Origin of the sequence: Rhodobium gokarnense, from assembly GCF_025961475.1 — a bacterium.
GTDB lineage: Bacteria > Pseudomonadota > Alphaproteobacteria > Rhizobiales > Rhodobiaceae > Rhodobium > Rhodobium gokarnense.
The window spans coordinates 19908-33809 of the sequence record NZ_JAOQNS010000015.1 but is presented as its reverse complement, the minus strand read 5'-3'; the positions used below and the strand labels follow the sequence as shown (position 1 = coordinate 33809).

The 13902-nt window shown below is 67.5% G+C and carries 13 protein-coding genes; 8 read left to right on the top strand and 5 right to left on the bottom strand.

Annotated features, from left to right (window positions below; translation table 11 throughout):
• Positions 1 to 5: 5 nt before the first annotated feature.
• From M2319_RS21020 to hemC, 3 genes are all read right to left on the bottom strand, one after another.
• Complete coding sequence (locus M2319_RS21020) at positions 6 to 1820, bottom strand: mitofilin family membrane protein (RefSeq protein WP_264603435.1); 1815 nt, start codon at positions 1818 to 1820, stop codon at positions 6 to 8.
• Positions 1821 to 1950: 130 nt separating this feature from the next.
• Entirely contained in the window at positions 1951 to 2673 is a 723-nt protein-coding gene (locus M2319_RS21015) for a uroporphyrinogen-III synthase (RefSeq protein ID WP_264603434.1), read from the bottom strand.
• A 33-nt stretch (positions 2674 to 2706) separates the two neighbouring features.
• Positions 2707 to 3633: a hydroxymethylbilane synthase gene (gene hemC, locus M2319_RS21010; RefSeq protein ID WP_264603433.1), complete on the bottom strand. Its 927-nt coding sequence runs from the start codon at positions 3631 to 3633 to the stop codon at positions 2707 to 2709.
• 159 nt (positions 3634 to 3792) lie between these two features.
• Here hemC and tsaD point away from each other — a divergent pair, with 159 nt between their 5' ends.
• From tsaD to cobG, 7 genes are all read left to right on the top strand, one after another.
• On the top strand, positions 3793 to 4869 hold the full coding sequence (gene tsaD / locus M2319_RS21005; RefSeq protein ID WP_264603432.1) for a tRNA (adenosine(37)-N6)-threonylcarbamoyltransferase complex transferase subunit TsaD: 1077 nt from the start codon (positions 3793 to 3795) through the stop codon (positions 4867 to 4869).
• A gap of 8 nt (positions 4870 to 4877) precedes the next feature.
• Entirely contained in the window at positions 4878 to 5879 is a 1002-nt protein-coding gene (locus M2319_RS21000; protein WP_264603431.1) for an NAD(P)H-dependent glycerol-3-phosphate dehydrogenase, read from the top strand.
• Positions 5880 to 6011: 132 nt separating this feature from the next.
• Positions 6012 to 6299, top strand: coding sequence for a YciI family protein (locus M2319_RS20995; protein WP_264603430.1), 288 nt, complete (start codon positions 6012 to 6014; stop codon positions 6297 to 6299).
• A 1-nt stretch (position 6300) separates the two neighbouring features.
• Positions 6301 to 6738 carry an EVE domain-containing protein gene (locus M2319_RS20990; RefSeq protein WP_264603429.1) on the top strand — a complete coding sequence of 146 codons (438 nt, stop codon included), beginning with the start codon at positions 6301 to 6303 and terminating at the stop codon, positions 6736 to 6738.
• Between the two features lie 38 nt (positions 6739 to 6776).
• Entirely contained in the window at positions 6777 to 7127 is a 351-nt protein-coding gene (locus tag M2319_RS20985) for a DUF6614 family protein (protein WP_264603428.1), read from the top strand.
• A gap of 120 nt (positions 7128 to 7247) precedes the next feature.
• Positions 7248 to 7721, top strand: a complete 474-nt coding sequence (locus tag M2319_RS20980; protein WP_264603427.1) for a hypothetical protein — start codon at positions 7248 to 7250, stop codon at positions 7719 to 7721.
• A 26-nt stretch (positions 7722 to 7747) separates the two neighbouring features.
• The gene (gene cobG / locus M2319_RS20975; RefSeq protein WP_264603426.1) at positions 7748 to 9172 is read left to right on the top strand and encodes a precorrin-3B synthase; all 1425 of its coding nucleotides are present in this window, start codon (positions 7748 to 7750) and stop codon (positions 9170 to 9172) included.
• Between the two features lie 549 nt (positions 9173 to 9721).
• Here the strand turns inward: cobG and acs are convergent.
• Together acs and M2319_RS20965 are read right to left on the bottom strand one after the other, a co-directional pair.
• Positions 9722 to 11674 carry an acetate--CoA ligase gene (gene acs / locus M2319_RS20970; RefSeq protein WP_264603425.1) on the bottom strand — a complete coding sequence of 651 codons (1953 nt, stop codon included), beginning with the start codon at positions 11672 to 11674 and terminating at the stop codon, positions 9722 to 9724.
• Positions 11675 to 11808: 134 nt separating this feature from the next.
• On the bottom strand, positions 11809 to 12204 hold the full coding sequence (locus M2319_RS20965) for a Rieske (2Fe-2S) protein (protein WP_264603424.1): 396 nt from the start codon (positions 12202 to 12204) through the stop codon (positions 11809 to 11811).
• A gap of 470 nt (positions 12205 to 12674) precedes the next feature.
• On the opposite strand from M2319_RS20965, the gene M2319_RS20960 reads away from it, so the two are divergent.
• A complete protein-coding gene (locus M2319_RS20960; RefSeq protein ID WP_264603423.1) occupies positions 12675 to 13859 on the top strand; it encodes an NAD-dependent epimerase/dehydratase family protein in 1185 nt (394 codons plus the stop codon).
• Positions 13860 to 13902: the final 43 nt, after the last annotated feature.

Sequence of the window (13902 nt, the reverse complement as noted above, 5' to 3'; positions counted from 1 at the left end):
GCCGATCAGTTGCTCGCCGCCGGGGCGTTGCCCGACAGCATGGTCAACACGTCCTTGGCCGTCTGACGGACCAGGGACTCGGCTTGCAGGCGGGCCTGGACGGCCGCGGCCCAGTCGGCACCGGCGGCCTTGGCGTCGTCCGGCAAGGCATCCATTTCGCCGAGAGCCTCGGCGAGCTTGCCGGCCTTCACCTGGGCCTCCATCCGCGCGACGATCGACGCAACGCTGGTCCCGCCGCTGTCCCCGGACGGCCGCACCTGTACCGAGGAGCGGGCATTGACCAGGAACTTGTCGAGGATGCCGGCGTCTTCCGGCACTTCGCTGGTGGTCGCCAGCATGGCGTCGGCCACCGCATCGAAGCGCTGGACCAGTTCGGCCCGCGTCGGCAGTCCGCTCTCGGCATGGGCCTCAAGCGCGGAAAGGTCGACCCCGTCGCCGAGCGAGGCGGCAACGGCCGACAGCTCGGTGGAATAGGGCCGGCCGGCATCGACCGCATCGGACAGGGACGCGACCGCAAGGGCACGCGCCGCCGTCTCGCGGGCGGTGACGCCACCGAGCTGTTCCTCGGCGGAACCCATCCGCTGGTCGAGCGAGGTGACGGTCTCCTCCAGCGAGCCGACCTTGGTCGTCAACGCTTCCTGACCGGACTGCAGCGCCGACAACTGGCTGGTCGCCGCATCGACGTTCTCGGTCAGCGTCTGGGTCGCCGCCTGCAGTGCCTTGACGTCGGGCCCGAGCGCAACGCCCGCGCCGGACGCGACATCGGCCTGCTGGGCCGTCAGCGCCACCTGCTTGAGCTGTTCCGCCGTATCCGAGGCGGTGCTCTCCGTGGCGGCAAGGCGGCTGTCGATATCGGCCACCTTCTCGGGCAGGCTTGGGTCGCCCGCCGGCTTGTCGGCCAGCGTCGCCACCTGGTCCTGCGTCGACTGCAGGCCGCTCTTCAGGTCGGTGATCTCCGACTGCAGGCTTTCCAGCGCGACGTCCGATCCGGCCGCCCCGGTCGAGACCAGCCGCCGCAATTCGGCGACCTCCTCGTTGAGCGGGGTCAGATCCGGCACCGCCTCGGCGGCCGATTGCGCCGCCGCTTCGGCGGCCGTCAGACGCTCGGCAAGGGCTGCGACCTGGTCGCTGGTGCCGGTGTCGTCCGGCGCCGCTTCCAGCGCGGAGACGCGGGTCGACAGGCCGTCGACGGTCGTCGCCAGTTCGCCACCGCCGGCAATCCGCTCTTCGAGCGCGGCGATCTTGGCCTCAGCCTCGCTGAGCGCCGTCTGCGTGGCCGCGGCCTCCTGGGCACCCGGCAACTGCAGCTTTCCGGTCTGGATCAGGCCATAGGCACCGCCGAGCGCGATCACGCCGCCGAGCAGGGCGGCAACGAAACGACTGCCGGCACCGCTGCTCTGGACCGGCGGCGGCGCCATCTTGGTCGCCCCCGGATCGGCCTTCGGCGCGGCTCCCGCAGCAGCGCTTTTCGGCTTCTCGTCCGGCTTCGGCGGGGCTTTCGGATCCGGCTTTGCGGCGGCCTTGGGGTCCTCCGTCTTGCCGGTGTCTGCCGTCTTTGCGCCTCCCGCAGCGCTTGTCGGCTTTTCGCCCGGCTTGGCGTCGGTCCCGGCGGCTGGCTTGCCCGGATCCTTGTCCTTGTCGCTCGACTCTGTTGCCTTCAGATCGATGGTTACGGGTTGTCGGGGCGGTCGGCTCGCCTGCTTGCGCTCCGCGGCCGAAGGATTCGCGTCCGTCTTGTCCTTTCCAGGGGCATCATCTTGAGGGCCTTGCTTGCCTGGTCCGGTCGCGCCGGGACGATCCTTGTCAGAATTGGAAGCCATGCAACTCCTCTGGTAAGCGTGGGCGATCACCCGACGGTCTGCCCCCGGACCGCGGGTATGCTTCAGTTATACCGGCTTCATTGCATTGGGAGAACACCCATTGCGGTTCGACTTTGCCGCAATGTGGCCTTCAGTCGCTGTTTTTCGGCAGCAACCCCAGCAAATCGGCCCCGTCGGGACGGGCCGGGATCGCTATTTTTTCAAAGCCTGCCGCGGTAAGCGGGGCCGCGGCCTTGGCCGAGATGGCATAGAGGGGCAGTGTTTTTAATGCCTCTGCGAGGCTGTTTTGTCGCACCGCCGCAACGAAGGCATCGGCCGTGCGGGCCGAATAAATCAGCGCACCGTCGAGGCTTTTCGTCCTGAACCCGGCAATCGTCTCCGGGTTGAAGGCCGTCTTGACGACGGTGCGATAGACCTCCGCCACCGCCACGGAGAACCCTTTGGCCCGGCATTTGCCGTCAAGATCGCCGGTCCGCTCCGCACCCGCCGCATAGACGAGGGTGCCGCAAGCCGGGTCGAGGCGCGCGGAGACGAGACCGACAAGGTCGTCGACGGCGCCGTCGGCCGAAAAGGCCCCGGCAAAGCCGGCCTCGCGGGCAAGGCTTGCCGTCGACGCGCCGACGGCGAAGAGCGGCACAGCGGAAATGGCGGAAAAATCGGCCCGTTCGGCGAGCGCCCTGATGCCGTTGGCGCTGGTCACCAACACTGCGGAGAGGCCTTCAAGGGCGATCGGCACCTCGGCGTCGAACACCACATGCATGAGGGAATCCACCAGCGCCTCGTGACCGAGGTCGGCAAGCTGGCGGGCGGTCTCGCTGGCGCCGGGTTCCGGCCGGGTGACGAGGAAGCGCATGGGCACGACCTTAAAGACGGCCGGCGGACGCCGTCAAAGGTGGGCGAAGAAGTCCGGTCCGCCGCGCTCCTTCAGGATCCGGCCGCATTCGGCGCCGATGGCGACGGCGTCGACGACCGGGCCCTCGCGGGCGATGTCGTGGACCTCCGAGCCGTCGGTCTTCAGGATCATGCCCTTGAACGACAGGGTGCCGTCCTTCAGCGTCGCATGGCCGGCGATCGGCGTGCGGCAGGAGCCGTCGAGCTCAAAGAGGAACGCCCGTTCCGCGCCGAGCGCCACCGCCGTGTCCGCATCGTGGATCGGGGCGAGCAGCGCCAGGGTCTCCTGGTCCTCGATCCGGGACTCGATGGTGATCGCGCCCTGGCCGACGGCCGGCAGGAAGTCCTCCAGCTCGATCAGCGAGGTGATGATGTGGGCCATGCCGAGGCGCCGGAGGCCGGCATTGGCAAGGAGCGTCGCGTCGACGACGCCGTCTTCCAGCTTCTTCAGCCGGCTTTGCACGTTGCCGCGGAAGGTGACCACATCGATGTCCGGCCTCAGCCGCTTGATCAGCGACTGGCGCCTGAGCGACGAGGAGCCGACGACGGCGCCCTCGGGCAGCTCCATCAGCGTCTTTGCCTTCGGGCTGATGAAGGCGTCGCGCACGTCCTCGCGCGGCAGGAAGGCGGTCAGCGCCAGCCCGTCCGGCAGCACCGTCGGCATGTCCTTGGCCGAGTGGACCGCAAGATCGATGCGCTTGTCGAGCAGCGCTTCCTCGATTTCCTTGGTGAAAAGGCCCTTGCCGCCGGCTTCCGACAGCGGCCGGTCGAGGATGGCATCGCCCGTCGTCTTGATGACGACGATCTCGATCTCCGGCGCGGCATCGCCATGGGCGGCCTGGATGCGGTCGCGGGTCTCATGGGCCTGGGCGAGCGCCAGAGCGCTGCCTCGGGTACCAATTCGCACAGGTTTCGTTTGCAATAGTCTCGATCCGGAGTTACGGCCTCGGGGATACGCGATCGCGCCGGGACGGGCGGCGATCATGGCAGGATCGACCACCGACGCCCGGACGGGCTATGGTGATAAGCTGAGGGTCAGGACCCGTCAATTGCCTACAGTTTGCCGCACGGAAAAGCCCTTATGATCGTGCTTGGCATCGAGACGAGCTGCGACGAGACGGCTGCGGCCGTCGTCCACCGGGATGCCGAGGGGCGCGGCACCATTCTTTCGGACGTCGTCTGGAGCCAGATCGAGGCCCATGCCGTCTTCGGCGGCGTCGTGCCGGAGATCGCCGCGCGCGCCCATGTGGAGGCCCTCGACCGCATCATCGAGACGGCCATGGCGGAGGCCGACGCCGGGTTCCGGGACCTTTCCGGCATCGCCGCCACCGCCGGGCCGGGCCTTGTCGGCGGCCTCCTCGTCGGCCTGACGACGGCAAAGGCGATCGCGGCGGCGAGCGGAAAACCGCTGATTGCCGTCAATCACCTGGCCGCCCACGCGCTGACCCCGCGCCTCGTCGGCGAGCTTGCCTTTCCGTACCTGATGTTCCTTGTCTCCGGCGGCCACACCCAGATCCTGCTGGTGCGCGACGTCGGCCACTACGAGCGCTGGGGCACGACCATCGACGATGCCCTCGGCGAGGCCTTCGACAAGACCGCGAAACTGCTCGGCCTTGCCTATCCCGGCGGCCCGGAAGTGGAAAAGGCGGCACGCACGGGCGACGCCAAGCGCTTCGATCTGCCGCGCCCGCTGATCGACCGCCCGGGCCTCGATTTCTCCTTTGCGGGCCTCAAGACTGCCGTCAGGCTTGCGGCAAAGGGCGTCGCCCCGCTGACTGATCAGGACGTCGCCGATATCTGTGCCGCCTTCCAAGGCGCCGTCGCCGACGTCGTCCGCAAGAAACTCACCGCGGCGCTGAAGCGCTTTGCCGAGGAATTCCCCGGCTGGCCCATCGGCTTCGCCGCAGCCGGCGGCGTTGCCTCGAACGGTGTGCTGCGCGCCGTCCTCACCGAGGTGGCCGAGACCGCCGGCGCCACTTTCCTGGCGCTGCCGCCGAAGCTTTGCACCGACAACGGCGCCATGATCGCCTGGGCCGGTGCCGAACGGCTTTCCCGCGGCGAGACCGATCCGCTCGGCTTTGCCGCCCGCGCCCGCTGGCCGCTCGATGAAAACGCCTCACCGCTGGTCGGCTCCGGCCGGCTCGGCGCGAAGGTGTGAGGGCGGCCATGGAAACCTTCGACACCATCGGCATCATCGGCGCCGGCGCCTGGGGCAGCGCCCTTGCCCTCGTCGCCAGCCGCGCCGGCAGGAAGGCAATCCTCTGGGGCCGCGACGCCGAGACCGTCGCGTCCGTCAACGCCGGCAACGGCAATCCGCGCTACCTGCCGGGCATCCCCTTCAAGGAACCGATCTCCGGGACCATCGACCTTTCCGAAGCCGCCTCCGCCGACCTTCTCCTCCTCGTCACGCCGGCCCAGACCCTGCGCGCTGTCCTCCGCGACCTTCAGCCGCTGGTCGCAAGCGGTACGCCCGTCGTCCTCTGCGCCAAGGGCATCGAACGGTCGACCGGCCGGCTGATGAGCGAGGTGCTTGTCGAGGAACTGCCGCAAGCCCGCCCGGCGGCGCTCTCCGGGCCGAGCTTTGCGAGCGACGTGGCACGAGGCCTGCCGACGGCGGTGACCATCGCAAGCGCCGACGGCGCCCTGGCCGATGCCATCGCGGACAGCCTCTCCGCGCCCGCGTTCCGGCCCTATGCCGCGACCGACCTTGTCGGGGTTGAAATCGGCGGCGCCCTGAAGAACGTGCTGGCGATCGGTGCCGGCGCCGTTGCCGGCGCGCGGCTCGGCAAGAGCGCCGAAGCCGCCCTCATTGCCCGCGGCTTTGCGGAAATCCGCCGTTTCGCGCGCCGTCGCGGCGCGGAGGCGGAGACCCTGATGGGCCTGTCCGGCCTCGGCGACCTGATGCTGACCTGCTCCAGCGTCCAGTCCCGCAACTACGCCTTCGGCATCGGCATCGGCGAGGGCGCGGCCGTCGCCGACCTCCTTGCGAGGGGCCGTCCGCTCGCCGAGGGAGCGATGACCGCGCTGATCGCCCGCGACCTTGCCCGGCGCGAGGCCATCGACATGCCGATCACCGAGGTCGTTGCCGAAATCGTCGAAGGCCGCCTCCGCCTCGATGCCGCCATCGAGCGGCTGATGCGCCGGCCCCTCAAGCGCGAAGAGGCATAGCGGCGAGATTTCCCGTCATATTCGGTTTTTCTCGGCCCGCCGCACTAGACGCGACGGGGTGCCCCGCCTAATCTCCGCCGCCGAGATTTCAGGGCACCCGCCCCTTACCAAAAATGCCTCCGGGAGACCTTTATGCTTTACGCGCTCATCTGCACCGACAAGCCGCACATGACCGATTTGCGGGCCAACACCCGCCCCGACCACCTCGCCTATCTCGACGCCCTCGGCAGCAAGCTGAAGGCGGCCGGCCCCTTCCTCGACGACGACGGCACCCCGTCCGGCAGCCTGATCATCATCGAGGCCTCCAACCGCCAGGAAGCCCTTGCCGTTTCCGAAGAGGACCCGTATGAGCGCGCCGGCCTCTTCGAGCATGTGGAAATCCGGCCGTGGAGCTGGGCGGTCAAGAACCCGGATTGCTGACATGGCCTACTGGCTGTTCAAATCCGAGCCGGGCACCTGGTCGTGGGACGACCAGGTGAAGAAGGGTGATGCGGGCGAGCAATGGGACGGCGTCCGCAACTACCAGGCCCGCAACAACATGCAGGCCATGAAGCTCGGCGAGCGCGGCTTCTTCTACCACTCGGTCAACGAGAAGAAGATCGTCGGCGTCGTCGAGGTCTCGGCCGAGGCGCATCCGGACTCCACCACCGACGACGAGCGCTGGCACTGCGTTGACGTGCGCGCCCTGGCGCCGCTGAAGACGCCGGTCTCCCTCGACGACGTCAAGGGAACGCCGGAGCTGGAGAACATGGTGCTGGCCAAGAACTCGCGGCTCTCCGTGCAGCCCGTCGAGCCGGAGGAGTGGGACCGCATCTGCCGCATGGGCGGCATCGACCCGGAAACCCTGAAGCCGCTCTGACGGCCTTTTCGCGGGTGGTCCGTCCGGAAAGGGCGCCGATGGATGTCTATCACTGCTTCATCGACCTGAAGCCGGGCGCCTCGGACGTTGCCTTTGCCGACAATCTGGCGACGTTCCTGGACGGCCTGAAGGCCGACGGCAGGATCGCCGGCTGGCGGTTGATGCGGCGCAAGCTCGGCCTTGCGCCGAAGGACCTCGGCGAATTCCACATCGCCATCGAGGTCGAAGGCCTCGCCCAGCTCGATGCCGCCTTCGCCCTCGTCTCCCGCCGCGACGGCACGGTCGAGGCCCGGCACTTTTCGGTCAATTCCATGGTCGAGAAGGCCACCTTCGCGCTCTACCGCGACTTCCCCGACCCTCACCGCCAGCGCGGCGAAGAGAAATTCTGAGCCGTCGATCCTGACCCCTGCCCGGCCTCCGCGCGACTTGACGACAGTCAAGGGGCGCCGGCTCTGCCCGTGTCATGCCTTTGCGAACGATCATCGTTTCCCTCGCAAAGGAGGCCCGCCATGGACGATATGGCGATCGCCCGCGCGCTCCATGTCGTCGGCGTCGTCCTGTGGATCGGCGGCGTCGCCTTCGTCACCACCATCCTGTTGCCGGCGGTCCTGCGCTTCAAGTCGGCCGAGGAGCGCGTCGCCTTCTTCGAGGAGATCGAGGGCCGCTTTGCCTGGCAGGCGCGGGCGACGACGCTGCTCGTCGGCCTGTCCGGCCTCTACATGGCCTGGGCCTGGGACCTCTGGGACCGGTTTCTCGATCCCGCCTTCTGGTGGATGCATGCCATGGTCGCGGTGTGGCTGGTCTTTTCCGTCATGCTGTTCGTCGCCGAGCCGCTCTTCCTCCACCGCTGGTTTCAGAGCGCGGCAAAAGACCGGCCCGAAGCGACGTTCCGGCTGATCCGGCGCCTGCACTGGGTCCTTTTGACACTCGGTCTCATCACGATTTCGGGTGCGGTCGCCGGCAGTCACGGTATGCTGTTCTAGACCCCAACGACTTCCCCGACGCCGACATGGCCAAGACCCCCGGCTGCCTCTACATCGCCCATATGAAGGACGGGCCGATGATCCGCATCCGCCTTCCCGGCGGCGCGGTGACGGCCGACCAGTTGCGCGCGGTCGCGGCCCTTGCCGGCGATCTCGGCAGCGGCCTCATCGACCTCACCAACCGGGCGAACCTGCAGGTCCGCGGCCTCCACGACATCACCTTCGACGTCCTGAAGACCCATCTCGGCGGCGCCGGACTTCTTCCCAAGGCCGCCTGGGCCGACCGCATCCGCAACATCGTCGCCGACCCGCTCGACGGCCGCGACCCGGACGCGCTGTGCGACACGCGCGGACTCGTTGAGGCGCTCGATGCGGCGATCCAGGCGCGCCCGGCGCTCAAAAGCCTCAGTTCCGAAGTCGGCTTCGTCGTCGACAATGGCGGGGCGAGCGGCGTTGCCGGCCTTGCCCACGACATCGGCCTCGTTGCGGAGCGCGCCGCGAGCGGCATCCGCTTCCGCCTGACCCTTGCGGGCACGCCGACGGAACTCGTCGCATCCGAAGAGACCGCACCGCTGCTGGCGATCGCCGCCGCCCGCGCCGCCATCGCGCTTGCCGCGGAAGCCCAGTCGCCGCTGCCGAGGGGCCTTGCCGCTTACGGCGTCGGCGCGAAGACCTGGAAGCAGCCGACAGCCGCCGCCGTCCGGCTCGCCCTTGCCCTCGGCGGTCCCTACGAGAACCGGATCAGGCGGCTGATCAAGACGGTACCGGTGGAGACCATCGTCGAAAGGCTGGAGGACTTCGCCGAAATCCCGCTAGAGCGCGCCGCCGTGGCCGACCCGCTCCCGGTCTTCGATCCCTCCATCGGCATCGTTCCGGAGGCCCGCAGCGGGTTCGTCTCCTGCGGCCTCGGCGTTCCGGTCGGCCGGCTCGATGTGGCGACGACCCGGCACCTTGCCGCCCTTGCCGACCGCCACGGCGACGGCACGCTGCGGCTCGCCCCCTGGCACGCGGTCTTTTTGCCCTCCGTCCGCACGGACGCGGCAGAGGCTCTCCTGGCGGAGGCCGACCGCCTCGGCTTCGTCGTCGACCCGGCCTTCGTGCGCATTCGGCTCTACGCCTGCAGCGGCGTCGAAGGCTGCCGGGGCGGCCGGCTCCACACCAAGGAGAACGGCCGCGCCGTCTTTGCGGCGGTCGCCAAAACCCTCGGCGACGCGCCCCTGCCCGAGCCGCTGACCATCCACGTCTCCGGCTGCATCAAGGGCTGCGCCCACCGCCAGCAAAGCGACATCCTCGCCCTGGAGCGCAACGCCAGCTACGACGTCTTCGAGAACGCCGCCCCCGGCACCGAACCGCCGCCGGACCGCCACCGCGGCTCCGCCTCGGCCGAAACCCTGCCGGACCTCGTCGCGGACCTCGCCAGGGCGCGCTTCGACCGCAACGCAGCCGAGTAGGGCCGGCGCCGGTTGTTCACCTTGCGCGCTGGGTTTGCCGCAGTGCCGGGTCACGCGGCCCGTTCGCGACCCCACGGTCGTCATCCCGGCCGCAGCGCAGCGGAGAGCCGCGACCCAATGCCCGTCTCGATGCGGTATGCCGCCTCGGGTCCTGCCGCAGCCGACGTCCGCGCGATGGCTTCTTTCCGTTTTCCACCGGCATACCGTGTCGATGCGGGCATTAGGCCCCGGCTCGGGGGCCGGGGTGACGACTGAGGTTTGGGCAGGGGGACTGCACACGAGGAACCGTCAGTTCGTCGGCAAACGCCCGCTGGATTGCTGCGTCGGCCTTGCGGCCTCCTCGCAATGACGTTGAAAACACTGGGCAATCGTCATTGCGAGCGGAGCGAAGCAATCCAGGGAGATGGAACGTAGGCGTTCGCAGGTTCAGGCGTTCGCCAAGGACGCGGCCTGTTCCCACCCGGCAACGCGGCTTTTGAAAAAAACGGCCGGAGACCCCCCCCCGGCCGTTTCTTCTTGCAGCGTTTCCCTAACACTCTTCCGCGCCGGCTATGCCCGGTTCTGGCGGTTCTCGATGAGGTCTTCGACGACGCCCGGATCGGCGAGCGTCGAGGTGTCGCCGAGGTTCTCGAAGGCGTCTTCCGCGATCTTCCTGAGGATGCGGCGCATGATCTTGCCCGACCGGGTCTTCGGCAGGCCGGGCGCGAACTGGATGAGGTCCGGCGAGGCGATCGGGCCGATCTCGTTGCGGACCCACTTCACCAGTTCCTTCTGCAGCTCCTCCGACGGCTCCTCGCCCTCCATCAGGGTGACATAGGCGTAGATGCCCTGGCCCTTCAGACTATGCGGATAGCCGACGACGGCGGCCTCGGACACCTTCGGATGGGCGACGAGCGCCGATTCCACCTCGGCCGTGCCCATGCGGTGACCGGAGACGTTGATGACGTCGTCGACGCGGCCGGTGATCCAGTAATAGCCGTCGGCGTCGCGGCGGCAGCCGTCGCCCGTGAAGTACTTGCCCTTGTAGGTGGAGAAGTAGGTCTGCACGAAGCGCTCGTGGTCGCCATAGACGGTGCGCATCTGGCCCGGCCAGGAATCGGCGATGACGAGGTTGCCCTCCGTCGCGCCGTCCAGCTCCTTGCCTTCCGCGTCGACGATCTGCGGCTGGATGCCGAAGAACGGCCGCGTCGCCGAGCCCGGCTTCAGGGCCGTTGCGCCCGGCAGCGGCGTGATCAGGATGCCGCCGGTCTCCGTCTGCCACCAGGTGTCGACGATCGGGCAGCGCTTCTCGCCGACGACGTCGTAGTACCAGATCCAGGCCTCCGGATTGATCGGCTCGCCGACCGAGCCGAGAATGCGGAGCGACGATCGGTCGGTCTTCTTGACGTAATCCTCGCCGGCGCCCATCAGCGCGCGGATCGCGGTCGGCGCGGTGTAGAAGATCGACACCTTGTGCTTGTCGACCACTTCCCAGAAGCGGGACGGGCTCGGATAGTTCGGCACGCCCTCGAACATCAGCGTCGTGGCGCCGTTGGCGAGCGGGCCGTAGACGATGTAGCTGTGGCCGGTCACCCAGCCGACGTCGGCGGTGCACCAGTAGACCTCCGCGTCCTGGTAGTCGAAGACATATTCGTGGGTCATGGAGGCGTAGACGAGGTAGCCGCCGGTGGTGTGCATGACGCCCTTCGGCTTGCCGGTGGAGCCGGAGGTGTAGAGGATGAACAGCGGGTCCTCCGCGCTCATCTCCTCCGGCGGGCAGTCCGGCGAGGCGGCTTCCACGGCCTCGTGGTACCAGACGTCGCGGCCCTCCTTCATGGCGATGTCGCCGCCGGTGCGCTTGACGACGATCACCTTGTCGACGACGGCCCCGTCGCGGGCGGCGACCTCGATCGCCTTGTCGGTGTTGGCCTTCAGCGGCACCTTGCGCCCGCCGCGCAGGCCCTCGTCGGCGGTGATGATGAAGGACGAGCGGCAGTCCTCGATGCGGTTGGCGAGCGAATCCGGCGAAAAGCCGCCGAAGACGATGGAGTGCACCGCGCCGATGCGGGCGCAGGCGAGCATGGCGTAGGCGGCTTCCGGGATCATCGGGAGGTAGATGGTGACCCGGTCGCCCTTCTTGACGCCGTTGTCCTTGAAAGCGTTGGCGAGACGGCTGACACGCTCGTGCAGCTGGCGATAGGTGATGTGCTCGTCGTCGGCCGGATCGTCGCCTTCCCAGATGATCGCGGTCTGGTCGCCGCGGGTCTCCAGGTGGCGGTCGATGCAGTTGGCGGCGACGTTGAGGGTGCCGTCCTCGAACCATTTGATGGAAACGTTGTGGTAGTCGTAGGAGGTGTTCTTGACCTTGGTATAGGGCTTGATCCAATCGATACGCTTGCCGTGCTCGCCCCAGAAGGCGTTCGGGTCGTCGATCGACTGCTGGTACATTTGAAGGTATTTGTCGTTGTCGATCAGCGCGGCCTTCGCCGTCGCTTCGGGCACGGGGTACAATTCGTCGTGCATTACGCTTCCTCCCAGTCATAACTGTTGCGACACCGTTTCACGGTTGTCCGCATTCAATGTGGCATTATGCGTATGCAAGCACAGCAAATCCACGGCTGCCAGATCGAACTTTCGTATGGCGCTGCAATAGCGTGCTAATGCCCTGGGGCAACGCGGATAATTCCATCCTCGACGGTGATCGGCACGGCGCTGAGGGCGCGGCCGAGACACGGACCGGCGACACAGAGGCCGGTCAGGGCGGCAAAGCGCGCGCCATGGGTGGAGCAGACCAGCAGCGAGGGATCGTCGGCGTCGAAAAAGCGCCCGTCGAAGGTCTCCAGCGTCGTCAGCGCGTGCGGGCATTCGTTGAGAAACGCGCGGATGTCCCCGCCGAGCCGGACGATGACGATGTCGATGCGCTCCATACCGGAACCAAGGACGACACTTTCCGCGCCGGGATCTCCGAGCCTGGCCGCCGCGATCAGCGCCGCGCCGCGAAACGGGGCAAGCAGCGATGCCATGCGCGGGCCGACCGCTGCCGGCGCCCTCACCGGTGTTCCTTTCCGGCCGGGCAGCGACATCTGGGCGCGACAGCGGCGCGCGGGCACTGGCGATCCAGCGTTTTTTTCTTGCCTGCGACGATGCGGCAGTCCTGCGGCCAAAGATGTCTTTTGAATGCCGCAATTCTGCCATGTCGCCGCCCCATGGAACCGGCGCGCGGCAGCGCGACCACAGTTTCCAACCCGCGTCGGCGGAACCCGCATGCAAGCAGTGTCATCGGTCTTCACCAATAAAAGCCGTCCGCTTGGCCGGAATTATGGACAAAGCGTTACAAGGATGCTAGGTCGAGCGCCGATTTGGCGCGGCAGGGACGCCTGAATTTGCCATGCCGCATGAACATCCCGAACCCTTCGATTGGTCTCGCCGCCGACACTGAGGCTTTCGCAACCGATTCCGCGATCCCGACCCGGGGCGCAACCGGACCGATCGATCCAATGAAAAAGAACTCTGGAGTGTCCTGATGAAGGTAATAGTTCTCGGTGGAGACGGCTTCTGCGGCTGGCCGACGGCGTTGCACCTTTCCAAGCGCGGTCACGATGTGATCATCGTCGACAACCTTTCCCGCCGGAACATCGACATCGAGCTGGAGGCGTCGTCGCTGACGCCGATCCGTCCGCTCGGCGAGCGCGTGCGGGTCTGGAAGGAGCTCACCGGCAGCGACATCCCGGTCCACACCTTCACGGTCGGCGAGCACTACCACCGCATGCTCAGCCTGATCGAGGACGAAAAGCCGGACGCCATCGTCCACTTCGCCGAGCAGCGCGCTGCCCCCTACTCCATGAAGTCGTCGAGCCACAAGCGCTACACGGTCACCAACAACCTGAACGCCACCAATGACGTCTGCGCGGCAATCGTGGAGAGCGGCCTCGACGTCCACCTGGTCCATCTCGGCACCATGGGCGTCTACGGCTACGGCACCGCCGGCATGAAGATCCCCGAGGGCTACCTCAACGTCATGCTGGAGACCGACGACGGCGTGGTGAAGAAGGAGATCCTCTATCCGGCCGATCCGGGCTCGATCTACCACATGACCAAGACCCAGGATCAGCTCTTCTTCCAGTTCTACAACAAGAACGACAAGCTGAAGATCACCGACCTGCACCAGGGCATCGTCTGGGGCACCCAGACCGAAGAGACCAAGATGGACGAGCGGCTGATCAACCGCTTCGACTATGACGGCGACTACGGCACCGTGCTCAACCGCTTCCTGATGCAGGCCGCCATCGGCTACCCGATGACCGTGCACGGCACCGGCGGCCAGACCCGCGCCTTCATCCACATCCAGGACACGGTGCGCTGTATCGAGCTGGCCATCACCAACCCGCCGCAGACCGGCGCCAAGGTGAACATCCTCAACCAGATGACCGAGACCCACCGGGTCCGCGAGCTGGCCGAGCTGGTCGCGCGCAAGACCGGCGCGGAGATTTCCAAGGTGCCGAACCCGCGCCAGGAAGCCGACGAGAACGAGCTGCACGTCGCCAACGACCGCTTCCTCAATCTCGGCCTCGACCCGATCACCCTGGAAGAGGGCCTTCTGGACGAAGTCACCGAGATCGCCAAGCGCTACGCCGACAACTGCGACCGGGAGAAGATCCCGTGCGTGTCGGCCTGGAACAAGACCGCGGCCGAGCGTCTCGGCTCCTAGAGCGTATTGCCGAAAAGCGGGAACCGGTTTTCGGACCGGAATA